Annotated in this window: 25 protein-coding genes; 7 read left to right on the top strand and 18 right to left on the bottom strand. The window is 44.8% G+C overall.

The annotated features are described in order from the left end of the window. Nucleotides 1-79 precede the first annotated feature (79 nt). The gene (locus tag RH89_RS26665) at nucleotides 80-1,210 is read left to right on the top strand and encodes a fatty acid desaturase (protein WP_004408721.1); all 1,131 of its coding nucleotides are present in this window, start codon (nucleotides 80-82) and stop codon (nucleotides 1,208-1,210) included. An 86-nt stretch (nucleotides 1,211-1,296) separates the two neighbouring features. On the opposite strand, the gene RH89_RS26660 is transcribed toward RH89_RS26665, so the two are convergent. The 6 genes from RH89_RS26660 to RH89_RS26635 all read right to left on the bottom strand — a co-directional run bounded on the left by RH89_RS26660 (nucleotide 1,297) and on the right by RH89_RS26635 (nucleotide 3,988). Continuing rightward, the gene (locus RH89_RS26660) at nucleotides 1,297-1,764 is read right to left on the bottom strand and encodes a GNAT family N-acetyltransferase (protein ID WP_004408719.1); all 468 of its coding nucleotides are present in this window, start codon (nucleotides 1,762-1,764) and stop codon (nucleotides 1,297-1,299) included. Further along, nucleotides 1,761-2,090 (bottom strand): antibiotic biosynthesis monooxygenase family protein, encoded by a 330-nt coding sequence (locus RH89_RS26655; protein WP_004408717.1) that lies wholly within the window; start codon nucleotides 2,088-2,090, stop codon nucleotides 1,761-1,763. The genes RH89_RS26660 and RH89_RS26655 overlap by 4 nt, the downstream gene beginning before the upstream one ends. 157 nt (nucleotides 2,091-2,247) lie before the next feature. After that, nucleotides 2,248-2,541 (bottom strand): glutathione S-transferase family protein, encoded by a 294-nt coding sequence (locus RH89_RS30280; protein ID WP_004408715.1) that lies wholly within the window; start codon nucleotides 2,539-2,541, stop codon nucleotides 2,248-2,250. After that, nucleotides 2,516-2,899 carry a glutathione S-transferase family protein gene (locus RH89_RS30275; RefSeq protein WP_004408712.1) on the bottom strand — a complete coding sequence of 128 codons (384 nt, stop codon included), beginning with the start codon at nucleotides 2,897-2,899 and terminating at the stop codon, nucleotides 2,516-2,518. Before RH89_RS30275 ends, RH89_RS30280 begins: the two co-directional genes overlap by 26 nt. A 9-nt stretch (nucleotides 2,900-2,908) precedes the next feature. Continuing rightward, nucleotides 2,909-3,277 carry a VOC family protein gene (locus tag RH89_RS26640; protein ID WP_004408711.1) on the bottom strand — a complete coding sequence of 123 codons (369 nt, stop codon included), beginning with the start codon at nucleotides 3,275-3,277 and terminating at the stop codon, nucleotides 2,909-2,911. Between the two features lie 15 nt (nucleotides 3,278-3,292). Further along, on the bottom strand, nucleotides 3,293-3,988 hold the full coding sequence (locus tag RH89_RS26635; RefSeq protein ID WP_004408710.1) for an aspartate/glutamate racemase family protein: 696 nt from the start codon (nucleotides 3,986-3,988) through the stop codon (nucleotides 3,293-3,295). A 188-nt stretch (nucleotides 3,989-4,176) separates the two neighbouring features. Here RH89_RS26635 and RH89_RS28925 point away from each other — a divergent pair, with 188 nt between their 5' ends. The 5 genes from RH89_RS28925 to RH89_RS26610 all read left to right on the top strand — a co-directional run bounded on the left by RH89_RS28925 (nucleotide 4,177) and on the right by RH89_RS26610 (nucleotide 9,814). Then, nucleotides 4,177-5,163 (top strand): helix-turn-helix domain-containing protein, encoded by a 987-nt coding sequence (locus tag RH89_RS28925; RefSeq protein ID WP_158091134.1) that lies wholly within the window; start codon nucleotides 4,177-4,179, stop codon nucleotides 5,161-5,163. Between the two features lie 138 nt (nucleotides 5,164-5,301). Beyond that, nucleotides 5,302-7,074 carry an ABC transporter ATP-binding protein gene (locus RH89_RS26625; protein ID WP_004408708.1) on the top strand — a complete coding sequence of 591 codons (1,773 nt, stop codon included), beginning with the start codon at nucleotides 5,302-5,304 and terminating at the stop codon, nucleotides 7,072-7,074. Then, nucleotides 7,067-8,794 carry an ABC transporter ATP-binding protein gene (locus tag RH89_RS26620; protein ID WP_004408707.1) on the top strand — a complete coding sequence of 576 codons (1,728 nt, stop codon included), beginning with the start codon at nucleotides 7,067-7,069 and terminating at the stop codon, nucleotides 8,792-8,794. Before RH89_RS26625 ends, RH89_RS26620 begins: the two co-directional genes overlap by 8 nt. Nucleotides 8,795-8,858: 64 nt before the next feature. Continuing rightward, nucleotides 8,859-9,311 (top strand): GyrI-like domain-containing protein, encoded by a 453-nt coding sequence (locus RH89_RS26615; RefSeq protein ID WP_004408706.1) that lies wholly within the window; start codon nucleotides 8,859-8,861, stop codon nucleotides 9,309-9,311. A gap of 152 nt (nucleotides 9,312-9,463) precedes the next feature. Further along, the gene (locus RH89_RS26610; protein ID WP_004408705.1) at nucleotides 9,464-9,814 is read left to right on the top strand and encodes a DUF3147 family protein; all 351 of its coding nucleotides are present in this window, start codon (nucleotides 9,464-9,466) and stop codon (nucleotides 9,812-9,814) included. A 126-nt stretch (nucleotides 9,815-9,940) separates the two neighbouring features. On the opposite strand, the gene RH89_RS26605 is transcribed toward RH89_RS26610, so the two are convergent. The 5 genes from RH89_RS26605 to RH89_RS26585 all read right to left on the bottom strand — a co-directional run bounded on the left by RH89_RS26605 (nucleotide 9,941) and on the right by RH89_RS26585 (nucleotide 14,200). Continuing rightward, on the bottom strand, nucleotides 9,941-10,159 hold the full coding sequence (locus RH89_RS26605) for a hypothetical protein (RefSeq protein ID WP_004408703.1): 219 nt from the start codon (nucleotides 10,157-10,159) through the stop codon (nucleotides 9,941-9,943). A gap of 149 nt (nucleotides 10,160-10,308) precedes the next feature. Further along, on the bottom strand, nucleotides 10,309-11,289 hold the full coding sequence (trhO, locus tag RH89_RS26600; protein ID WP_004408702.1) for an oxygen-dependent tRNA uridine(34) hydroxylase TrhO: 981 nt from the start codon (nucleotides 11,287-11,289) through the stop codon (nucleotides 10,309-10,311). Between the two features lie 151 nt (nucleotides 11,290-11,440). Then, nucleotides 11,441-11,944 (bottom strand): GNAT family N-acetyltransferase, encoded by a 504-nt coding sequence (locus tag RH89_RS26595; protein WP_004408701.1) that lies wholly within the window; start codon nucleotides 11,942-11,944, stop codon nucleotides 11,441-11,443. A gap of 61 nt (nucleotides 11,945-12,005) precedes the next feature. Continuing rightward, entirely contained in the window at nucleotides 12,006-12,236 is a 231-nt protein-coding gene (locus RH89_RS26590; protein WP_004408699.1) for a hypothetical protein, read from the bottom strand. A gap of 218 nt (nucleotides 12,237-12,454) precedes the next feature. After that, nucleotides 12,455-14,200 carry a methyl-accepting chemotaxis protein gene (locus RH89_RS26585; RefSeq protein ID WP_004408697.1) on the bottom strand — a complete coding sequence of 582 codons (1,746 nt, stop codon included), beginning with the start codon at nucleotides 14,198-14,200 and terminating at the stop codon, nucleotides 12,455-12,457. A 562-nt stretch (nucleotides 14,201-14,762) separates the two neighbouring features. Here RH89_RS26585 and RH89_RS26580 point away from each other — a divergent pair. After that, the gene (locus tag RH89_RS26580; protein WP_004408695.1) at nucleotides 14,763-15,380 is read left to right on the top strand and encodes a glutaredoxin domain-containing protein; all 618 of its coding nucleotides are present in this window, start codon (nucleotides 14,763-14,765) and stop codon (nucleotides 15,378-15,380) included. 115 nt (nucleotides 15,381-15,495) lie between these two features. Here RH89_RS26580 and RH89_RS30035 read toward each other — a convergent pair whose 3' ends face one another. The 7 genes from RH89_RS30035 to RH89_RS26550 form a co-directional block, all read right to left on the bottom strand. Then, the gene (locus RH89_RS30035; protein WP_004408694.1) at nucleotides 15,496-15,642 is read right to left on the bottom strand and encodes a hypothetical protein; all 147 of its coding nucleotides are present in this window, start codon (nucleotides 15,640-15,642) and stop codon (nucleotides 15,496-15,498) included. A 140-nt stretch (nucleotides 15,643-15,782) separates the two neighbouring features. Next, nucleotides 15,783-16,133, bottom strand: a complete 351-nt coding sequence (locus RH89_RS26575) for a hypothetical protein (protein WP_004408689.1) — start codon at nucleotides 16,131-16,133, stop codon at nucleotides 15,783-15,785. Between the two features lie 94 nt (nucleotides 16,134-16,227). Next, the gene (locus RH89_RS26570; RefSeq protein WP_004408688.1) at nucleotides 16,228-17,319 is read right to left on the bottom strand and encodes an ABC transporter ATP-binding protein; all 1,092 of its coding nucleotides are present in this window, start codon (nucleotides 17,317-17,319) and stop codon (nucleotides 16,228-16,230) included. A gap of 12 nt (nucleotides 17,320-17,331) precedes the next feature. Further along, the gene (locus RH89_RS26565; RefSeq protein ID WP_158091133.1) at nucleotides 17,332-18,774 is read right to left on the bottom strand and encodes an FGGY family carbohydrate kinase; all 1,443 of its coding nucleotides are present in this window, start codon (nucleotides 18,772-18,774) and stop codon (nucleotides 17,332-17,334) included. A gap of 5 nt (nucleotides 18,775-18,779) precedes the next feature. After that, nucleotides 18,780-19,616 carry a carbohydrate ABC transporter permease gene (locus RH89_RS26560; RefSeq protein ID WP_004408686.1) on the bottom strand — a complete coding sequence of 279 codons (837 nt, stop codon included), beginning with the start codon at nucleotides 19,614-19,616 and terminating at the stop codon, nucleotides 18,780-18,782. Continuing rightward, a complete protein-coding gene (locus RH89_RS26555) occupies nucleotides 19,613-20,551 on the bottom strand; it encodes a carbohydrate ABC transporter permease (protein ID WP_004408685.1) in 939 nt (312 codons plus the stop codon). The genes RH89_RS26560 and RH89_RS26555 overlap by 4 nt, the downstream gene beginning before the upstream one ends. A gap of 275 nt (nucleotides 20,552-20,826) precedes the next feature. Next, nucleotides 20,827-21,944: ABC transporter substrate-binding protein (locus RH89_RS26550; protein ID WP_004408684.1), on the bottom strand; the 1,118-nt coding region annotated here is incomplete at its 5' end.

Raw genomic sequence — 21,944 nt, 5'->3', positions numbered from 1 at the left:
ACACTTTGAATCTTGACTTACACGTGTACGCTGAATATATTCTAGTGAACACATGTAAGCTGAAATGGAATTAAATAAAATGTCTGAAACCGAAAGCAAACCTCCTCTGATATGGCTGAATGTCAGCGTATTTTCTATCAGTATGCTTCTGGCTGTTGTCGGCGCTCCCCTATACGGCTATGCCTTTGGTTACGGATGGGAACACGCTTTTTGGCTGGTACTGACTTTTAGCTTTTGTAACCTCTCCATCACTGCCGGATACCATCGCCTTTGGTCTCATAAAGCTTATGATGCTCATCCAGTAGTGAGATTTGTGTTTGCGTTAGGCGGCGCGTTTGCTCTCCAGAACAGCGCATTACATTGGTCTTCAGATCACCGGGTGCATCACCGTCATGTCGATATCAACGACAAAGATCCGTACTCTGCCAAGCGCGGATTCTGGTTCTCACACATTGGCTGGATGCTCAGACATTACAACAAAGCCACCTACTCCGACTACTCCAATTGCCGCGACTTACAGAGAGACCCGATCGTAATGTGGCAGCATAAATATTACGTTCCCCTCGCCATTCTTATGAATCTGGGCGTTCCAGTCCTGCTTGGATTAATACACGGAGACGTATGGGGAATGCTATTGGTCGTGGGTGCCGTTCGTCTGGTTCTGAATCATCACACTACGTTCTTTATCAATTCTCTGGCCCACATATGGGGCAGCCAACCTTATACAGATAAAAATACCGCGCGAGACAACGGTTTTCTTGCCTTTCTGACGTTCGGTGAGGGGTATCACAATTACCACCATATCTTCGAAAACGACTACCGTAATGGCATTTACTGGTGGCAATACGATCCAACTAAATGGATGATTCGCCTGTTTTCGTTTGTTGGATTAGCAAGCCGGTTAACTCGTTGCCCGCCGATTCGAATTGAACGGGCAAAAATTCAGATGCAGCTAAGAAGAGCCAGAGCTCAGCTTCAGAACAGACCTCAATCGGCGACGTTACTCAGTTCGTTGCAAGCCGAGTACGATCTCTTGTGGAAACAAATGCAGGAATATTATGAAGTGAAGAAGCAATTGATGGAGGCGAAAAAGACTGATCTGACGAGAAAGTACGAAGCCTCACTGCTCAAGATTCGATACCAGCAGGTTCGCCATACTCTAAAGCTTAAAAAGCAGAACTGGAACCGACTCGTGGCAGAATACGCCTAGATAGCTGTTTGTTACAAAAGCTTCAGTGCAATAAAAATGCTCACCAGAGGTGAGCATTTTTTGTTTTCTCGATCAACTGAAAAGCGCTATTGGACTGTTTTTTCCATCAAAAAATTGGTCAGTGTTTTACCACGGATTTCAACTTCTTGTTGTTGAATCACTTCAAAGCCAAAATGTTCATAAAACGGGCGAGCCGTAATACTGACTTCAGAGTAAAAACGCTTAATCCCTTTTGCTCGACCAACGGAAAAAATATGATTCATCAGCGCAGCGCCGACGCCTTTACCCTGATGCATGTGATGGCAAAAGAAGTGGTCAATCAGACCATCTTTTTGAAGATCAGCATAGCCAACGACTCTGCCATCAAGCTCGGCAATGAAAGGTTCAATAACGTTCATGCGTTTTTGCCAGCGTGCAAGTTCGAAGCGTTCGGGCGCCCAGGCTTTTACTTCATCTTCCGTGTAATCCCCTAAGTTCACTTTTCGAACCGTGTGAAAAAAGAGTTTCCATGTTGCACGTGCATCCTGCTCGTTGTAATGCCGAATGAGGATCATGATGCCTCCTCAAACGAATAGTCACGTTCAACCTTCGCTATGCGGGTTTTGTATTCAGAATACCACTGCTGCCTGCCTTGCTTCTGAGCTTGCAGGTGCTCAGAGTTGGCTTTCCAAAGTTTGATCGATTCAAGATCCTGCCAGTACGAAACCGTGATACCCAAGCCTTCACGTGCTGATTCAGCACCCAAAAAGCCCGGTTGCTCTTCTGCGAGCTCCATCATTCTGGCGGCAGCATCACCATATCCAACATCATTCTTCGACTTGACGGAACTGAATATCACCGCGTAATACGGAGGCTCCGGTGTGTTTGCAATCAACGACATAAACTTACTCCTTCACATGCACCCAAGCTTTTCGGGTACCAAGTCTTTCCCTTTCAAATGAGGGAATTGCTTCCATAAAAGACGATAATTCGCCTGAAAATTGTTTTGGATTATTGACCTTTCAAACTGGTTTTTCGCAACGAAAGGTCAACAGACCCTAATAATCTTCTCTGGCTTTAAGTTCAGAGAAATCACTCATAACCCACTTTTGGTACCCGCTTCTTTGTTTTAATTTGAGGTACCATTGGTTTACTTTCTCAGGCAGGGAAATTTCCAGCCCCTGCTCGGTTAATCGATACAGCACAGCGCCTACACAGATATCAGCTAGTGATAGCTGTTTTCCTGCAAGGAAGCCGCCCTCTGTTAAACATTCTTCTATCGTTTCCAGCGCTTTTAAGCAAGTCTGAATATCCCGTTCTATTTGCTCAGGATTCTGCTTGTGAGCGGGCATTCGGTAGAAACCCCCAGAAGGTCCCCATAAAAGCTGGCTGAAAAACAACCTGAGACCAGTCCATCCAGCGTTCATATTCTGAGCGCTCGAAAGGCGTCAAAGCCTCACCGTATTCCGCTGCCAGATATCGAAGAATACTGTGTGATTCCCAGATAACTCTTTCACTGTCAAAGCCGGGGTTGTCATCAACAAGAACCGGGACTTTCTTCATCGGGTTCAGGCGAACAAACTCTGGCTCATCTAGCCCGCCAAAGCGTCCACCAAGTTCAGTTAGCGAAAATTCCACTCCAAGCTCTTCGAGATACCAAAGCACTTTCTGAACGTTAAATGACGTTTTTCGCCCATATAAAGTAATCACTGGTATTCCCTATACATTCTGTGCAATGCGCCATAACACGCCGCAAGGATCTGTCACAACAAAATCGAGCATTCCCCATGGCTGTTCTACTACAGGCGTTACCTGCACCTGATATTTCTCTTTGATTTGTTTTTCGGTTAAGACCTGATGCCAGGCTTTTGCATCTTCCACCTGAAGATGCATCATAAATTCAGAGATATGCTGAGCTTCGGGTAAATCTTGAAGTAAAAAGTTGTGCTGCCCTAAAGAGAAAAACGCAAGATTACCCATGTCATTTTTAAGCTCAAAGCCCAAGTCCTGATAAAACGCCTTACACAATTCATAATTTGTAGTCGGGATAAAAGCTTTAATATCAACAGTGTTTAAGTTCGCGGTCATTGTCGTACTCGTTGGTTAATCGGAAAGTGCAAATTCAACAGCACTTAAGGAATGCAACTCTGTAGTGTCAAACAAGGGAATATCGGTATGTTCTTGTTTAACCAGCAATGCGATTTCGGTACAGCCAAGAATCACGGCTTCCGCTCCATCAGCTTTGAGTGACTGAATCACATCAAGATAAATGGCTCTGGATTTATCGAGGATTTTGCCGTGACATAATTCTTCATAGATGATTCGGTGGACATCGTTTTGTTGCTCTTGGTTAGGTACCAATACCGAAATCTCAAATTCTTGCTCAATACGATTACGATAGAATTCTTGTTCCATGGTGAACCGGGTGCCAAGCAACCCAACCTTTTTCACACCGTGAGTCTGAAGCGCCTGCCCTGTTGGATCTGCAATATGGATAAGAGGAATAGTGACCGACGCCTGAACTTCTGACGCAACTTTGTGCATGGTGTTGGTGCAGATAAGAATGCAGTCGGCACCTGCCGATTCAAGCGACTTTGCAGCATCCGAAAGTATGGCAGCCGTTGCAGCCCAATTGCCTGCTCGCTGAAGCTCTTCAATTTCTGAAAAATCAACGCTATACAAACAAATTTTTGCGGAGTGAAAGCCACCTAGCTTCTGGTTGGTTAATCGGTTTATGGCTTGGTAATAACTGACCGTTGATTCCCAGCTCATGCCCCCAATCATGCCAATCACTTTCATTGCATTGACCTCCTATCAAAATTTCCGTACCAAATTAACAAAGACTCAACAAAACTTCGATATAAATATGCATGTTATTGATAAATTTTCAAAATGGCTGTTCAAAGACAGATCAATGTCATTTTGCCTGTTCAAAAATGTATCTTTTCTTGTGTTACAGAAGAGTAAATAATAACCTCACAGTATTAATGATAACTACTCTCAATAGCATGAACGGATTCTATCGCTTTCAGTTTGACCACATTGAAATGTATGACCGTGTTAGAGAAACGGGCTTTTACGGTCTGGATACTTCCTTTGGTGTCATCAAAGTCAATCAATATGAACTGGATAGCGGATTGAGAACGGGCATCATCGATGGCAAGTTTAACCGCCCGGTTGAGATGTATTCTGAAGAGGGAATGGCACCAAAAGAGCTTACCATCTTTGTCAGCACCGGAAACTGCTGCGAGTGTTATTTACGTTCCCTTGATCGGCGCTTTTTGATCTCTCCAAACAAGGTCGCGATATACTTCGCAGATGAAGTATCGGGCTACACACGCTCTCAGGATGAGAAGTTTCAGGGCGTTTCTATTAATGTGTCTCTTGATGCTATTCAGGCTTTGATTGAAAGCTACAAATGCAAAGAACTTGAGCGCTATTTTTCCCCTGCTTTCCAGAGTCAGCCCAGACCTTTCCTGTATACTCTGGACGCCACGGAATCCATCATTGCCATAGCTCACCAACTGCTTGCGTGCTCTTCCGAGACACTAGCAGAAACTCTTAAATATCGTGGTCTAAGCTGGCAGTTGCTTTCACTCACATTAGAGGAAATGGCACCAAAGCAAACCTGTTCCGGTAAGTTAAACCAAACGGATGTGAGCAAGATTCATCAGGCTCGCGATATTCTGCTTAATCGCATGGAAGCGCCACCTTCCCTTAACGAATTGGCTCATGAAGTAGGCTTGAATGATTTCAAACTCAAACTGGGTTTTAAAGAGATATTCAATCAGACCGCTTTCGGTTGCCTGCACCAGCAGCGCATGGAAAAAGCGCGCTCAATTTTGTTGGAGCAGCGGAGCAATATAATCCAGGTAGCTAACGAAGTGGGTTACCAAAACCACGGTCATTTCTCTGTGGCTTTTAGAAAGCACTTTGGACTCACACCAAGAGATTACTTAAAACTGACCCAGTAGATAACGTCAGTCCTTAAGACAAAACCTCTTATTTTTATATTTATTTTCAAATAGTTAAATAAATCCTTTATTGAGCAGACCTTTTCCTTTCTTCACGTCAGACTTGGCTAAGTTTGAAAAAAGGAAAAAGGAACTTCAATGAATCAGGAAGCTCTGACCAGCTTGCGCTGGCTCTTTCAGGTCTCTGCAGAGCACAAGATCAAGTTGGTTTTATCTATGATTTTATCGGCGGCAAGTGCCTTATGCGCACTTGCCCCATTCTATTTTGCCTACCTTGTTTTAGAGCAGCTCCTAAGCGACCAGTTTGATGCGACACAAGTATGGAACTGGGCGGGTTTAGCCGTGCTTTTCATGATCGGTCGCTACCTGATGCTATTGGGTGCAGTTATGCTGTCACACAAATCTGCGTTCGCCATTCAGTATCGAATTCGCGCACTGGCATTAGGTCATATGGCAAAGCTGCCTATGGGATTTTTCAGTCGAAAAAGCTCTGGCGAAATTAAAAAGATTTTGTCAGAGGATGTCGATCGGGTTGAGCTGTTTGTCGCTCACCACATTTCCGATTTGGTCACATCCATCATCACACCTTTAGCGGTATTTGTATTCTTGCTTTTTATTGATGTTCGCATGGCACTGGCTGCTTTGATCCCTATCCCATTAGCCATTTTCAGCCAAATGAGTATGTACAAAGGGTTTGAAGAAAAATCGCGCCACTACCATGAATCTTTAGAAAATCTCAATGTGAGTGTGACTGAATACCTGCGTGCAATGCCTGTCATCCGCGCATTCAACGCGGGTGGAAAACCACACAAGCTATTCACTACTAGCCTTGATAGCTACCACAAGTTAGTGGTGAGCTGGATTCAGGATGCAGGCTGGCCTTTTGCCGCTTTCAAAACATTGCTAGACAGTGGATTGGTGGTGTTGCTCCCTATCGGGGTGTATTACTGGTCTCAAGGTTCACTGGACGTTGCAAGCTTTACCCTGTGTATCCTGTTAGGTGTGGGCATGATGGAACCTTTATACAATTTAACCATGCTAACAGGGCACTTGAGCCAGATATTTGAAGGAGTAACTCGGCTTCAGTTTTTGATGAAGCAGGAACCACTGTCAGAGCCAACCAAAAGCGAAACAGTTTCGAACTTTGGCGTAGAGTTCGATCAAGTTGGCTTCCGATATTCAGAAGAATCCAACCTGGTGCTGAATGATGTGTCTTTCAAACTGGAACCGGGAACCATGACAGCGGTGGTAGGGCCGTCAGGTTCGGGCAAATCAACGCTTGCCATGTTGGTCGCCAGATTTTGGGATACCCACGAGGGTGAGATTCGAATTGGTGGACAGCCAATCAGATCTCTATCGCCCAGTTACCTGATGGAAAACACGGCTTATGTTTTCCAGGACAGCATCATTCTGAGTCAATCAGTGCATGACAATATCACCATGAGCAGCGCGGCATCAGAGCAGGATGTCATTAATGCAGCGAAAGCCGCTCAGGCACATGACTTCATTATGGCGTTACCTAATGGCTATCAGACCATGTTGGGTGAAACTACAAACTTAAGTGGTGGTGAAAAGCAGCGTATTGCGATCGCCAGAGCAATGCTAAAGAACGCTCCCATTCTGATTCTGGATGAAGCTACCGCTTACGCTGATGCAAACAATCAGGCTTTGATTCAGGAAGCACTAGCTTCACTAATGAAAGACAAAACGGTCATTGTGATCGCTCATCGGCTCTCCACGATTGTTGATGCCGACTCCATTCTAGTGTTGAACAAAGGCTCTCTCGTCGGACAGGGCACCCATCACGAGCTGTTGGCTCAGTGCTCGGTTTATCGAACTATGTGGCACTCTCACCAAGCCTCACGTGAATGGAACCTGTCGACAAAAGAAGAGGAGCTGATCGATGCTTAATCAAATGAAAACGCTGACAGGGACGCAAAACGAAGGGCTGACCCGAAATGTCCTTGTTGGATTCTGCGAAGCGCTGCTAATGGGGCTGCCTTTTGTCCTTGTCTATCTGGTCGTAAAAGAAATGTTCTCTCCGACGCCAGACTTAGAATACATCTGGGTGTGTTGCGCCATCATGGCTCTCTTGTTTGCCGTTCGCGTTGTTGTTGCCCGTAGTGTAATGGTGAGCAATCAGATATTTGGGTACGATGCCGGAGTAAACATACGCCGTAATCTGGCGGCAAAGTTGAAAAGAGTTCCAATGGGGTATCTGCTCAGAGTAGATCCCGGCAGCCTGAATTCCACCATGCTTCAGGACGTCACTTTCACCGAGCAGATCTTCTCGCACCTGTTCTCGCAATTGGTGATTACCATTAGTCTGGTTGCTTTAGTTGCCATCGGGCTGACCTTCGAGGACTGGCGCTTAAGTCTGGCTATGTGTATCGGTCTTCCCATGGCAATCGTAACCTTCGTTCTTCTTAAAAAAGCAGGTGCCGTCCTTAGTCGCGCTTTACTGGATAAAGTCGCGGAGATGACCGGATCGTTAATGGAATACATTCTTTCCATTAAGCTATTAAAAGCCTACAACCTGGCTGGCAAGCGGTTTTCCAAGTTGGATGATCAGTTGAAAGACATTCAAAAAATGAGCCTCAAACACGAATTTGTAGCCGGAGTCGCCCCTCTCGGATTTGTTTGTCTGGTAGAACTTGGCTTTGCCACCATGCTTCTGACTTTGGTCTATCTTTACGTTGGTGGCGATTTACAGCCACACGTGGCTGTATTGTTTATGATCGTGTCCAGCCGCTTCTTCAGACCTTTGATGTCTATTGCGATTTTCCTTGCTGAGCATAGCTTTATGCAACAGGCAGCCAATCGCATTCAGGAAGTTCTTGATGCCCCAGAGTTACCACAAGGTCACACTCAAGATACTCTCAAACCTACCATTGAGTTCGACAATGTTAGCTTTATGTATGCCCAGGAACCCGTTCTTAATTCCGTCAGTTTTCGCTGTGAACCCGGTACATTAACGGCATTAGTCGGTCCTTCAGGTAGTGGAAAGACCACCATTACCAGCTTAATCGCACGTTTCTGGGATGCCCCTCAGGGACAGGTACGAATTGGTGATCACTCCGTAGACAGCCTGACAGCCGAATGCCTTGCCGATCACATCAGCATGGTGTTTCAAGATGTCTACCTTTTCCATGACACCATTTTCAACAACATCACTATTGGGATGGCAAAGCCGAGCAGAGAGCAGGTAGAAGAAGTATGCAAAGCTACCTGCTGCTGGGACTTCATCTGCGAGTTACCAGATGGTTTGGATAGTATGATAGGAGAAGGTGGAGCGACACTATCAGGTGGTGAAAAGCAGCGATTGTCTATCGCCCGAGCCATATTAAAAGACGCGCCAATTGTTCTTCTGGACGAGGCGACAGCCTCGCTGGATCCGGAAAACGAATACGATATTCAGCAGGCTTTGAATGCGCTAATCAAAAACAAAACCGTTATTATGATAGCCCACAGGCTGAACACCATTGTTCATGCCGATCAGATTTTGGTTCTCGACAACGGCAGTATTGTTGAGCGAGGTAAACATCAGGATCTTCTGGAGAATCAGGGCTTATATTGTTCACTTTGGGAGGCTCAGCGTCAGGCGCAAGGCTGGAAAATGAAAGCCTCCTGACATCGTTTGTCATATGGGTTCCTTATTCTCTCCTGTGCAAATTCAACCGAATAAGGAATCCGCTATGAGAATGGAAAAAATTGAAAGCTTTGAGGCGCTAGGACTCACTATCCGTACCAACAACCACGATGAAATGAAAACTTCTGGTTTGAAGATCGGTCAGTTATGGCAGGATTTTTATAGTCAGGTAGCCCCTAAACTATCCAGCAATTCCATCGTTTGTGGGGTTTACCACAACTATGAATCGGATCATTTGGGCGATTTTGATGTAACGGCTTGCGCTACAAACCTTTCAGATAACAGTGAATTCGGCACTAACACTGTCAAATCGGGTGAATATCTGGTGTTTTCTAATAAAGGGAAAATGCCGGAGATGGTAGTAGCGTGCTGGCAACAGGTCTGGGCGTTTTTTGCGGACGAAAACTGCGAATATGACCGCGCCTACGATACGGACTTTGAGAAGTATCTCTCGGAAGAAGAAGTCGAAATATACATTGGGGTATTGCCAAAATCCTGATGATTTTCGGCGAGTTGGAATCGCTTCAATTCACGTCATAGTCTCTTAATGCACTGGTTTGCTTCCAGATCTTGTTTTACCGAATCAGAAATATGCGTACTCTACGATAATTGTAGTACCATTCGGTAAAACACTTTAAGAGAGGCTTTGCTATGGCGTGGATAATTACCAAATACCTGCTTACTGCGACCATTGTTGTTTTGGTATCAGAGCTCGCCAAAAGAAGCGATAAGTTGGGCGCTCTTGTTGCTTCGCTTCCTCTCGTAACCGTGCTGGCTCTGATTTGGCTCCATCTGGAAGGTCAGCCGAAAGAAAAACTCTCCAATCACGCTTTTTACACCTTCTGGTATGTGGTCGCTACCCTTCCCATGTTCTTAGCGTTTCCAGTATTAATGCAGAGATTTCCGTTTTTCATTTCGCTCGGAATTGGGGTCGTTATAACCATGATTTCGTTCGCGATAATCGTATACGTCGCCCGGTCCCTGGGCATTGATATTCTTTAGGCTATTAGGTTCTGTTGACCTGGTTAGTTCATAACCGCCAGATAAAGCACAAGGAATGGTGCCACCAGCCCAAGAAATGCAGCCAGACCTAAGTAATAGAAATACGCATTTTTCATAAATCACCTCTTAAAACGACAAATTTCTTTCATATCGCCCAACGATGTAGGCGACGTAACCTACTTTGAAAACACCTGCGAAAATGATGGTTCCAATGTGGGCAATGGCTTGCTGGATGATGGAGAAGTGGTTGGCATACGGAAAACTGATCAATAACGTAGCCGTCATAATGAGCAAAGAAACAATCATCACTGTTCCACCAATTTCACTGACTCTTTTAAAATCCATACCATCACCTCATAACATGCATTTTAAATACATGTTATGAGGTATTATTAAAATCGTCAATACAATTTGAGAAGAATGAGCTTTATTCAGATACAGAAAATCCCTCCGACATTTCTGCCAAAGGGATTTGTGTCTTTTATTTCAGCCTGTTACTTAGACTTTCTTTGTTGCTCTTTACGAGCCAGTTTTTCTTTTCTTCGCTCAGCGATAACTTGATCTGCCGCACCACCAACGTGAGTTTCTCCACGTTTTAGCGCCAGTTGAACTTGCTTCTCGCGCTCACGGAAACGTGCTTTCTGCTCTTCTGTGTAGGTGTCTACGCACTTAGGGCAACTTACGCCTTTTTCAAAAGCTTCAGATTTCATGTCTTCCGCAGTGATTGGCAATCGACATGCATTACACATTTCGTAGCTGCTTTTCTCGAGCTGGTGATTAACCGCCACACGTCCATCAAATACGTAACAGTCACCTTCCCAAAGGCTCTCTTCTTGAGGTACTTCTTCTAAATACTTAAGAATGCCACCTTCCAGGTGATAAACCTCTTCAAAGCCCTGCTCTTTCATATAAGCCGTCGACTTTTCACAGCGGATTCCACCAGTACAGAACATCGCCACTTTTTTGTGTTTCGCAGGATCCATGTTTTCAGCTACGTAATCCGGGAACTCGCGGAATGTATCCGTTTTTGGGTTTACAGCGTTTTTAAAGGTGCCAATTTCGATTTCGTAATCGTTACGCGTATCCACGACAAAAACTTCAGGATCAGAAATCAGATCATTCCATTCATTAGGTTTTACATACGTACCCACCACATGACGAGGGTCGATACCTTCAACACCCAGAGTAACGATCTCTTTTTTCAGCTTTACTTTAGTGCGGTTAAATGGCTGAGCAACGTCAAAGGATTCTTTGTAAACAATATCAGCCAGACGGGAGTCCTGTTTAAACCAGGCAAGAAGTGTATCAATGCCTTCACGAGTGGAAGCCACGGTGCCATTGATGCCTTCCTGCGCAAGCAACAGGGTGCCGCGAATTTCGTGTTTTTCCATCAAAGCCTTAAGGGGCTCACGCAATTCAACATAATCTTCAAGACGCACAAACTTGTACAGTGCGCATACAACATATTCAGTCATGTTCATTCCTATTAGCGGGCTGGATCGTAAATCCAGAGCTGTTTTACTTTAATCGCGCGAAGTATAGCGGAGTACCATCCATACAAACACGGACAAAATTTGAGGATAAGTTATCACGACGTGAACAAATTGATAGCTAGGGTCTGTTGAACTAGTGCTTTGAGATTGAAAAATACACCAGTTCATCAAATCCATAGAAGTTGATGTCTGGTTCTGGGTGCATTCCCAACTTTTCAAGCACACGGATGGAGGCAAAATTTTGATTGACGGCTACACCGTATATTTTGCTCAGTTTACTCTTTTCAAAAGTGAACGATAGGCAGGCTTTCGCTGCTTCCTGAGCAACACCTCTCCCCTGAGTTTCGGGTAGGATGGCGTAGCGAATTTCAAAGATGGTTGGATCAGGGGACTCTTCTACACCAACATAACCCAGTTTTTTACCATCACCAGCTTTGTCGAGAACGGTAAATGTACCAAACCCGTGCTTTGCCCAATGTGCAATGCGGTTTTTGATATTGGTATGGATCTGCTCATCGGTATAGGGCTTTCCTGATGGCAGGTAGCGAGTGACGACAGAACAGGAAAGCAGCTCTCGATAGATATCCAGATCGTCTTTCGATGTAGGAACCAGAGTTAAATTTTCTGTCTCGATCATGTGAGTTCCTTTCACGTAGATAGCTGAGGGGCCTTATCCCAGCTTGGCTTTCGTCACTGCATTAATCAGAAGAAAGCGTCTGTTCTTTCTGTTTGCGTTCGACCTGGCTGTACTGGTAAGCAAAAGCTTGGTTTTCAAAGGCAAAAATAGCAGAAAATGAAATCAGCAATGCACTTTTAACGACTTTAAACGTGCCTTTGGCGACTTTTTCAACGGTGGATTTTTCGATGATTCCCGCTTTGACTAAAGCAAAAAGAACCACCCATTTTAGAAGAGAGAGCAATGTAATCATACGTCTGAACAACCTTAGTAATGAACAATGGCTCTTCCTTGACTACACAAATTAGCTTTGTATGAGTGATAGCATTCAAACATACAATACGACATTCCATTATTTTGTAACGCCACGATTATACATAAAAAATATGGGATGTCACTCATATAGATCATACTAAGACAAAAACAAAAATAGGCGCATTTAGCGCCTATTCCATAGTCAACCTGAATTGATTAGCTGACTTTAAATCGACCGACAACGTCACTCAAGCTGCCTGAAGTAGCCGTCAGTTCTCGGTTGATTGTTAAGGTGTCGGATGCATTGTCGTTAAGCTGATGCACGATTTCCTGAATCGCCGCCATATTCTTACTGACTTCATCAGTCACCTGACTTTGCTCTTTCGCTGCTGTCGCAACCAATGAGTTAATTTCATTAATCTCCACAACAGAATCCGTTACCAGGTTCAATGATTCCATGACCTCATTGGTACTTTGCGCCGTTTCTTCACAACTTGAGCGAGTGGACTCCATTGCAGATACAACATTGTCTGTCGCACCACGCAATTTGCCGAGCATTTCGTTAATCTGCGAGGTGCTTTCCTGAGTTCTTGCTGCCAGAGCACGAACTTCATCGGCAACCACAGCAAATCCACGTCCCTGCTCACCAGCTCTTGCCGCTTCAATGGCTGCATTCAACGCCAGCAAGTTGGTTTGTTCTGCAATATCGCCAATCACCTGCAATACGGAGTTAATCTGGTCAGTGTCGTGGCTCATTGTACTGATGGATGTCGACATAGAACCCACTTCATTAATCAGAGAATTCACGTTCTCTACTGCTTGCTGAACGGTTCGCTTAGAAGCGTTGGCATTCATATTGGTTGTGTCTGTCAACTCAGCGGCTTTAACCGCGCTGTCAGCAATTGAATCTGCGGTCGCACTCATCTCGCTGATTGCGCTGATCGCCTGCTCGGTCTCTTGTGTATGACCATCCAGCGTAGAAAGGTTAGATTGCGACTGTGTGCTGAGTTTCTCAACAGCCTCATCGATACTGCGGGTGGAAGTCGATACATCTATAAAGTTCTCTTGCAGTTTTTCAATGAACTTATTAATCGAGGATGAAATCGTACCAATTTCATCTTTTGATTTAACAGACAACCTTTGAGTTAAATCTCCGGTGCCATTCGACAGTTCTGCAACCATATTTTTAAGGGAAAGTAATGGTCGAAATGCCTGATGCAGAGTCAGGGTACTTAACGCAATAACAATCAACCCGATGAGTATTAATACTATCGTGATTTCATTATTCAATAGCGCAGTGTTGTCTCTTATATTTTGAAGATCAACATAGCTATTCAATGTCCAGCTCATACCATCCATTTCAACAGGGCTGCTTATTTTCTGTAAGTCGCCATCAATTTTATTCGAAAAGATGGTTTGATTAGACGCTGAAATCAGTTCCACATAACTGCCTTCAATTGCGTATTTTCGAATTATATCTGAGAAGATAATTAGATTGACGGTATAGAAATCAGCAGAACCACCATCCCTATTTACGGAAATAGTTGAATAAAGTTGTCCATCAATTAATGAAGCCTGGCTCACATCAATCAGTTTCGATTCCATTGCTTTTGCCATCTTAAGGTACTTATCTCGCTCTTCACCTTCGAGCCTACCTTCGTCACCAACGGCAATAACACCCGAAACCACCTTAACGACCTTATCAAACATCGTGGTTTCTTTTACTTCCTGCGGAGTGTCAATCATCATATTTGAGCTAACGGCTAATGAGACGACATTCTTCATTTCATCGGCTATTCGTTCATTCAATAACTTTGTATTGTGCTCTATTTTCTGTACATCAGATTCGTAAATGTACTCACTAATATAGTAATTAACACTAAGATATGAGGTAACGATAGTGATTAAAACTGATAACGAAATCAGAATTATCATTTTTAATTTAAAGCTTACCTTGCTCATAAAATATAGTCCCTAATATATTTATCTAAAAGCGCAACTGACAGCAATTAAAACCTGTTTCATATAAATAAAGTTATTAATAGCCAATTTACATTAACACAAAGAAGAACAATAAATGTGCTATTGCTCACAGCTCAATAAATATTCAAACTATTATCATTTAAATACAGTTTTCAACTTTACTAAAAAGCGCAACGAGTTTAATTAAAAATAATATCTTTAATAGTCAATTAAGTTTCCCACTTTTTTTATATTGCACATAAAGAGGGACAATTAGCACAATGAATAAATAATCCATTCCTCAAATTATGTGAGCATTTCCAAAATATGGCTGACCTTATTTCACGCAGCTAAATATCACCCTGCATTTCGAGCCAAAAATGCAACATAATGAGCCACTAGATAAAAATGATAGTTTTATCTATTTGCTATAATTTTTTGAGCAGGAAACACCCGTTGCTTCCGTTGATTGTCTTTAGGTAAGAAATTTATTTTTATGAGATGAAAGATTTTTTTCGCTATCCGGATCTAATAATCCAATACACATTATGAGGAAACATCCATGCCAAATCCGATCAAAATCACACTTTACCGTTGGGGTGGGAGTTGGGGACCATTCAAAGTCAACATCCCTTGCGGCGAGTGCACGCTAACGAAAGATATCCTGCAAGATACTTTCGACACCGAGTTAGCGGGCATTCCGATTGATCTGGAGATTAAGGATTGGCTTTCTCACTGGTGGGAGCCACTAAAATATGGGGCATGGCACGCCCCTATCCTTGTCGTGGAAGGTAAAGTCGTCAGTCAGGGAGAGGCACTTAACCGCGGCGTCTTAGTGCAGTCTGTGATTCAGGAATGGTCTAAGCGCGACAAATTACGCGGTAACATTGTGTATGGCAAAGCTACCTGCCCTTACTGTGTAAAAGCGAAGCGTTTGTTGGATGATTTGGGCGTGAAGTACGAATACCATGATGTTGTGAAAGAGAGTGCGGCGCTTTATAGAATGATTCCCGAGGTAAAAGCCATTATTGGGGAGAAAACACCGGTGACAGTACCTCAGATTTGGCTGGATGGAGAGTACATTGGTGGCTTTGACAATCTGGACGAACATATCGGAAAAAACGGTTTGCGTCCTGTTCCTGATAATGTGATTGAAATGGAATCGAAAAACGCCAGCTAGTTTTTTTGTACTTTAGACGCATAGACAGCTCTGCGTGGACAGCTATGACTCAACGTAAAAGACCCAATCAATTGATTGGGTCTTTTAGTTCGCTCCATCGATCATAACCATATCCTTACCTGGATTTTTTCACCTTCGTTGCAATTCGGCGAAGCAGTGAAACTTTCTCTACTTTTGGCGTTGGTGTGCCGTAAAGTTTCTCTTCAACCATGCGCTTTGCCATTTGATTGGCGACGTATACTGAACCAAGATCTAGACCCATGTGACTTCTCCATAAATGTGATTTGACGCACATTTTACTCTTAACGAAATCAGAATCAATATCTAGATCACACTTTTATTGCAAATCAAGTAACCAACTGATGAATATAAATTTATGGGCAAGTATACGGCAACAATACGTTACGAACGCTTCGGCTGCTTATAGGTTTTACCCGCCGCCTGATAAGTGTCTCGTTCTTTTATTTCGAACATACTAAAGAAGAACCAGGCAACAAATTTAATTACGTCATCGCCTTCGTTCATCACGTGCTCAACGTACTCTTGCTCTTCCCCCTGCTCGTTTTCCTGAACAGTCACGTGGTAAATACGTTTTTCGCCTTCTACCTCAGCCAAAGCAAACTGCCCTGTTAACGATTCTGCTGCCTGGGCAACTTCTTCATCCTGATGTGCTTTGAGTGCAGTCAAAGCGTCGGGCAGATTACTTTGCTCGCTTAAAGCTTTAACCAGTGTTTCAAACTCTTGTTGTTGCATTCTTTTTACCTTGATTGGGAAAGGGCACATTGTATCCCTAAGTGCACAACAGAGGCTATCCTTTAAAAGCCTTGAGTAAGACGAAATAAGCTTTCTAAAAATCTTTGCGGGAAGACACCCGTGTTCCATGCTGGTCGAAAAGGTGACTTTTTTTGAGAGAGCCATACACTTTGACCGATTGCCCTACTGAGACATCTATCGACTCGCCTCCTTTCACAATGATTTCTCTCTCTTCACAATATAGATAGAGGTAACTCTCGCTTCCTAGCATTTCTACAGCAAAGAGTTTTCCTTCAAATGAGAAATCCGACTCCTCTGGCGAAAGAGACAAGTACTCAGGTCTGACTCCCAGAGACATGCTCTCCGTTACCTTATTTGTACTTTCACATGGAATACTGTGCTCAGCGCCAAAGAAATTAAACGTGACCAGTTCATCCCGTACGTCTGTAATTTTTACAGGAAGAAAGTTCATAGCCGGAATGCCAATAAAGCTTGCGACAAAGCGATTAACCGGGTTGTGAAATATTTCCAGAGGCGTGCCTTGTTGCTCAATTCTGCCTTGGTTTAAGATGACGATTCGATCGGCGAGTGTCATGGCTTCCGTCTGATCATGAGTAACATAAATCATGGTCGCCTGAAGCTTCTGCTTCAGCTTTAGCAACTCAAGCCTCATGCCCACTCTGAGTGCTGCATCCAAATTGGATAAGGGCTCATCCAGCAGAAATAGTTTGGGATTTCGACTTATTGCCCGACCTATCGCCACTCGTTGCCTTTGCCCTCCTGACAGTTCTCTTGGCTTTCGATTCAGTAGATGGGTTATTTGCAAGGTGTCTGATGTGGTTCGGACTCGTTTACGAATTTCCTTTTTGGGCACGCCTGAAATTTCCAGCCCGAACCCGATGTTGCGCTCTACCGTCATGTGCGGGTACAAAGCGTAGGACTGAAAAACCATGGCAATGGAACGATCAGCGGGCTCTCGCCCCGTCACATCATCGTCGCCGATGTACACTTGCCCATCGGTCACTTTCTCTAACCCTGCAATGATTCTCAGCAGTGTGGACTTTCCGCACCCTGACGGTCCCACCAGTACACAGAACTCACCATCTTGAACTTTTAGGTCGAGAGGAGAAATTACCTGATTGTCACGAAACGATTTACAGACATTGAGCAGACTTAAATTCGCCATATCTTTTCTCCATTACTTTTGAGCTTCAATCGCTTGATTTCGGTAACTTCGCCATTGTTCACGGTAGTCAGACGATAACGGGCATGTATCAACCAGCTCCAACGATGAAGTTGGAACCACAATGTCATGGGCTGGCATCTGTGAATCAGCAGCAAGTAAAGCCGCACCAATCGCGCTGGCCTCTGTCTCATTCGTTTTATAACAGGGCACACCCAAGGTGCTTGATATGACGGCGAGTAAGGGTTCAACCCTGGCACCACCTCCTGAAAACACCAGTTTTTCAACCCTGATTCCGATGTCTTCTGCCCGGTTCAGTATTTCGGAAAACTCCAAAGCGATGCCATTAAGCAGAGCCCTGACTAAATCCACTCGTTCTGTATTCAGAGACACGTTATGCCAGGAAGATCGCACATTGTGATTCGGCTGTGGAGCACCAGAGCCAGAGAGAAACGGCAGAAAATGAACTTGGGAGGTAGTGCTTAATGCCTGACTGGAGAGCACTCCAAACTCTTGCCTCGATATTTGATACAGACCCATAAACCATTCCAGCGTGCTCCCTAATGAGGGAATCGTGCCGATGATCTGTTCAGTGTCTCCAAACCCGAAAGGAAACCAGTGGAAATCCCCTGTCCATTGTTCTGGAAACTGCTCTTTTCTCATATTAAATGACAGCACTCCTGAGGTTCCCAGAGAAACAGAAACCGTGCCTTCCAGATGCCCGCCAACGGCTCGCGCTGCTGTTGCCTGATCGCCTGCTCCAACAATAAGAGGAACCAATGTGTTGTTCTCACCGCCTGAACTTTTCAGGCAGATTTTCCCTGCCTCCTCTCGCCCGTCAATTACTTTCGGCAACGCACGCTTTGTTAGCCTCGTTGTCGATAGAATGTCTGCCTGCCACTGACGAGTGATTGGATCAAAGCACTGCATCCCTGCGGCTTCGTTCGCATCGGTGACAAACAAAGAATCGGGTGCCAATGCTTTTCTTACCGCATCTTTTGCGCAGTAAATTCTGGCGATTTTATCGGGTAATGTGGAGTCCAGAGACACTGCCCACAGCCATTTGGCAAGCGTAAAATCGGGGAGTGGAATATTCCCGGTCATATCCAGCCATTGCTCGCGAGAATAGTTCACGCTAGCCAGCGCGTCGCTGCCATCCATATCCAGCCACAGTTTTACCGGAGCAACGCTATTCCCTGATTCATCCACCGCTAAAAATGTGTGCATTTGCCCTGTAAACCCGATTGCCTCCGGGCACTGGATGGCTAACAACTGTTGCAATAAATCATGGGCTACAGCTTCCCAACGAGCGGGGTTTCTTTCTGGTTCAGACAATTCGTTGTAGGGTTTTGAAGCTGACCAACATATAGCGCATTCCGAGCCTGAAACGCTTATCAGGACAGCTTTCATTGAAGATGTACCCACGTCTATCCCAGCGAAAAATCGTTTGTTTTTCATGTTCATTAACCTTTTACAGCCCCGGAAGTCAGCCCACGTACGAATGCCCGCTGAACAACGATATAAAGCACGATAAGTGGAATGGCGATGATTGAAAGAATGGCAAACAAAGCGCCCGGATTCGCCATGTAGAAGCCCGAATATTGCATCGGGATTATGGTCAGAGTTTTCATTTCCGTTTCAGTCATGATCACCAACGCGAGGAAGAACTCGTTCCAGGTAACAATGAACTGCCAGATAGCGACGAACACAAGCGCCGGACGCACCAAAGGCAGAGCAATATGCCAGTAAATCTGCATGGCATTGCATCCATCGACCTTCGCAGCATCAAAAAGCTCTTTTGGCGAATCTTCAAAGAACGCCTTGAGAACCACTACGGCAAAAGGAACACCCAGCGCGACATAAGGCAAAATCAGACCAAGATACCGATTCACCCAGTCAAAATTTTTAAGCAAAATTGCCAAAGGTAATACCAGCGAAGCGATGGGCACCATAAGCGTGGTCAGTAAGATGGCGTACATCACCAGAGATCCCGGCAGCTTGAGTACCGATATGGCAAAAGCGAACATCGACGATATAACAATGACCATAGCGACCGTCACTACCGTCACGATCACGCTGTTCAGAAAGAAGACGTGCAGAGGGTTGTCAGAAATGACCGTTACAAAATTATCCAAAGACATCGGCCATACGAACAGTGAGGGATCGAACACCTGAGCTGGCGTACGAAGTGACATGGTAAACATGTACACTTCTGGAATCATCCAGATCATCAGCACAATCAAAAGAGAGAGATGAATCGCGATGCTTCTTCTTACTTCGCTGTTGGCGGGTTTCTTCATGCGCCTTTCCCCCTTTTTTCTCCATCCGGCTGGCTGCCGAGAATGACGATTTGCAGAACGGAAAGGATGAAAGCAATCAGCAGAACCATAACCGACAATGCGGCTCCGATGCCTAAATCACCAATGACAAATGACTGCTTAAAAATGTAAGTGCCAAAAATCTCACTGGCTCTGTTTGGTCCGCCATTGGTCATTAAGAAGACGATAGGGAATGTCTGCAATGTCCCGATGATGCCCAGCATCAGCAAGGATTTTGTCGAAGAAGAAAGCATAGGAATGATGATGGATACCGCCAGGCGAAACCCTTTAGCTCCATCAACTCGTGCCGCTTCCAGTATTTCTCTTGGCAGATTGGTTAACCCGGCTATGTACATCAGCATGGAAAATCCGGTCCATTGCCAGATGTTCACTATGATAAGCGCGTATATCGCAAAGTCGGGGTCCCCCAGAGGAGAATTCGACAGCTGAATCCCAATCATCTTCAGATACTCCTGCCCTATTCCATAGTAAGGCGCGTAGATCTGTACCCAAATCAAACTGACAACCGAAACCGATGTCACAACAGGGAGAAAGAAACAGGTTCTGAAAAAGGCGCGCCAGCGATTGGTGTAGAATTCGATAAAATAGGCGATCGTCCCACCGATAAGCATCTGGACAGGAATCGTAATCAAAGCCCATAAAAACATGTTCTTCATTACTGTCCAGAACACCGGATCCTTCATTACTGACACGTAGTGTTCAACACCGACAAATTGATCGATTCCACCAGAACCTTCGCTCAATACACTTTTGATGAATACCCAGGCAATGGGGTAAGCGATAAACACCATAAAGATAATCGCTGCCGGAAGCAGAAATGAATATCTGCCCAACCACCGTATGAACGACAGTTGGTATGAACTGGCAACCTCTTTTGTTACAGGTAATGAGTTCATAGACGTTTCACCTTAATCGGTCAGAAAATGACGCATGTAATGTCAGCCATTCACGTGCTTTTTGATGACAAAATAGAATAGAACCTGCCGACCCCAGAAGTGGCTGATCTTTCATGTATAGACGTAATCAGGCTGAGAATGCGCGATATGGGATCGCCTAATTGCCGCATTACGCGTTACTTGCTATTAGCTTAGACGGCTTCAAACAGAAATACTCATTGCGAACTGAAGCCTGAATTGTCTTGTTGAAAGACCAGCCCTTTGCTGGTTACCGCTTATTTCTTCAATACCTTAGCTGTGGCGTTCTGCATATCCTGCATCGCTTTTTCTGGTGAAATACTGCCCGCAGCCACACCGGAAAGTGCATTTTCCAGAGCATCAGAAATGGTTGGATTTGCAAATCTCTGGTTCTCGGCAACCGCCAGATCTGTCATAAACCGCGCAGACATATCATGAACATGAGCGCTGATGTCTCCTTTTGGTCCATGCCCTTCAAACGCGGGAAGATCGTTAAGGTCATTCAGTGCCTGTTGCAGTGCCTCGCCATTCACTAAAGACGCCAGAAACTTCCATGCTGCCGGATTATCCTGACCGTTTTTGGTGAGACCATAACCGATATCGATACCACCAATAGGTGGTGATGCTCGGTCTGAATCAGGCATCGCCGGAAGGTGGAAGAAGTCAAATCCATCCATGTTTTGAACGTATTCAGACAATGGTGGTGGAAACTTACTTTCCTGCATCCACCAGGAACCCAATGCCATCATACCCACTCGACCCTGAGCAAATAGCTGCGCGCCAGTCGGGTATGCATGAGCACCAAGGGCACCGGTTTGAAATACGCCATCGTCAAACAGTTTCTTCCATGACTTCATTGCTTTAACAAGTGCCGGGTCAGTCCATTTCGCCTGACCGTATTGTGCTTTTTCGATCAAGCCCGGAGAGTACTGATTCGCTAGCATCAGGAACACGTTGATGTTCTGCCATCCATCAGCTGCTCCCTGAAACATTGGAATGTATCCTTTGCCACTGAGCGTTTTGGATGCGGAAACCAACTGACTGTAGCTTTTAGGAACACTTATCCCTAGTTGTTCAAATATCTTCCGGTTGTACCAAATTGCCAAAACTTGCGATTCTTGTGGAAGAATATAGAAGTTTTCATCTCCAACCGGATTCCCCATGCGCATCTGCCGAACGTTTATGGGAAACACATTTTTAATCCAGGCGTCTCCCCACTCCTTCGATGCAAAACCGTTCAGAGGGGCAAGGTGCTCACGATACCTTTGAGTAAACGACCCCGGCTGCAAACCGATAACATCGGGTAACCCTCCCGATACGGCGCCGGCTTTCAGGGCTGTAAGGTACTCTGGTGAGTAGTTGTAGTAGGTGTATT

Source organism: Vibrio nigripulchritudo ATCC 27043, assembly GCF_000222685.1.
In the GTDB taxonomy this organism is placed as follows: domain Bacteria; phylum Pseudomonadota; class Gammaproteobacteria; order Enterobacterales; family Vibrionaceae; genus Vibrio; species Vibrio nigripulchritudo.
The sequence above is the reverse complement of the archived record's forward strand: the minus strand, read 5'-3'. Positions and strand labels throughout refer to the sequence as shown.

Bases quoted from the DNA above. Each gene is read 5' to 3' on its own strand.
- RH89_RS26665 (WP_004408721.1), top strand. From the start codon at position 80: ATGTCTGAAACCGAAAGCAAACCTCCTCTGATATGGCTGAATGTCAGC.
- RH89_RS26660 (WP_004408719.1), bottom strand. From the start codon at position 1,764: ATGATCCTCATTCGGCATTACAACGAGCAGGATGCACGTGCAACATGG.
- RH89_RS26655 (WP_004408717.1), bottom strand. From the start codon at position 2,090: ATGTCGTTGATTGCAAACACACCGGAGCCTCCGTATTACGCGGTGATA.
- RH89_RS30280 (WP_004408715.1), bottom strand. From the start codon at position 2,541: ATGCCCGCTCACAAGCAGAATCCTGAGCAAATAGAACGGGATATTCAG.
- RH89_RS26640 (WP_004408711.1), bottom strand. From the start codon at position 3,277: ATGACCGCGAACTTAAACACTGTTGATATTAAAGCTTTTATCCCGACT.
- RH89_RS26635 (WP_004408710.1), bottom strand. From the start codon at position 3,988: ATGAAAGTGATTGGCATGATTGGGGGCATGAGCTGGGAATCAACGGTC.
- RH89_RS28925 (WP_158091134.1), top strand. From the start codon at position 4,177: ATGATAACTACTCTCAATAGCATGAACGGATTCTATCGCTTTCAGTTT.
- RH89_RS26625 (WP_004408708.1), top strand. From the start codon at position 5,302: ATGAATCAGGAAGCTCTGACCAGCTTGCGCTGGCTCTTTCAGGTCTCT.
- RH89_RS26620 (WP_004408707.1), top strand. From the start codon at position 7,067: ATGCTTAATCAAATGAAAACGCTGACAGGGACGCAAAACGAAGGGCTG.
- RH89_RS26615 (WP_004408706.1), top strand. From the start codon at position 8,859: ATGAGAATGGAAAAAATTGAAAGCTTTGAGGCGCTAGGACTCACTATC.
- RH89_RS26610 (WP_004408705.1), top strand. From the start codon at position 9,464: ATGGCGTGGATAATTACCAAATACCTGCTTACTGCGACCATTGTTGTT.
- RH89_RS26605 (WP_004408703.1), bottom strand. From the start codon at position 10,159: ATGGATTTTAAAAGAGTCAGTGAAATTGGTGGAACAGTGATGATTGTT.
- trhO (WP_004408702.1), bottom strand. From the start codon at position 11,289: ATGACTGAATATGTTGTATGCGCACTGTACAAGTTTGTGCGTCTTGAA.
- RH89_RS26595 (WP_004408701.1), bottom strand. From the start codon at position 11,944: ATGATCGAGACAGAAAATTTAACTCTGGTTCCTACATCGAAAGACGAT.
- RH89_RS26590 (WP_004408699.1), bottom strand. From the start codon at position 12,236: ATGATTACATTGCTCTCTCTTCTAAAATGGGTGGTTCTTTTTGCTTTA.
- RH89_RS26585 (WP_004408697.1), bottom strand. From the start codon at position 14,200: ATGAGCAAGGTAAGCTTTAAATTAAAAATGATAATTCTGATTTCGTTA.
- RH89_RS26580 (WP_004408695.1), top strand. From the start codon at position 14,763: ATGCCAAATCCGATCAAAATCACACTTTACCGTTGGGGTGGGAGTTGG.
- RH89_RS30035 (WP_004408694.1), bottom strand. From the start codon at position 15,642: ATGGGTCTAGATCTTGGTTCAGTATACGTCGCCAATCAAATGGCAAAG.
- RH89_RS26575 (WP_004408689.1), bottom strand. From the start codon at position 16,133: ATGCAACAACAAGAGTTTGAAACACTGGTTAAAGCTTTAAGCGAGCAA.
- RH89_RS26570 (WP_004408688.1), bottom strand. From the start codon at position 17,319: ATGGCGAATTTAAGTCTGCTCAATGTCTGTAAATCGTTTCGTGACAAT.
- RH89_RS26565 (WP_158091133.1), bottom strand. From the start codon at position 18,774: ATGAAAAACAAACGATTTTTCGCTGGGATAGACGTGGGTACATCTTCA.
- RH89_RS26560 (WP_004408686.1), bottom strand. From the start codon at position 19,616: ATGAAGAAACCCGCCAACAGCGAAGTAAGAAGAAGCATCGCGATTCAT.
- RH89_RS26555 (WP_004408685.1), bottom strand. From the start codon at position 20,551: ATGAACTCATTACCTGTAACAAAAGAGGTTGCCAGTTCATACCAACTG.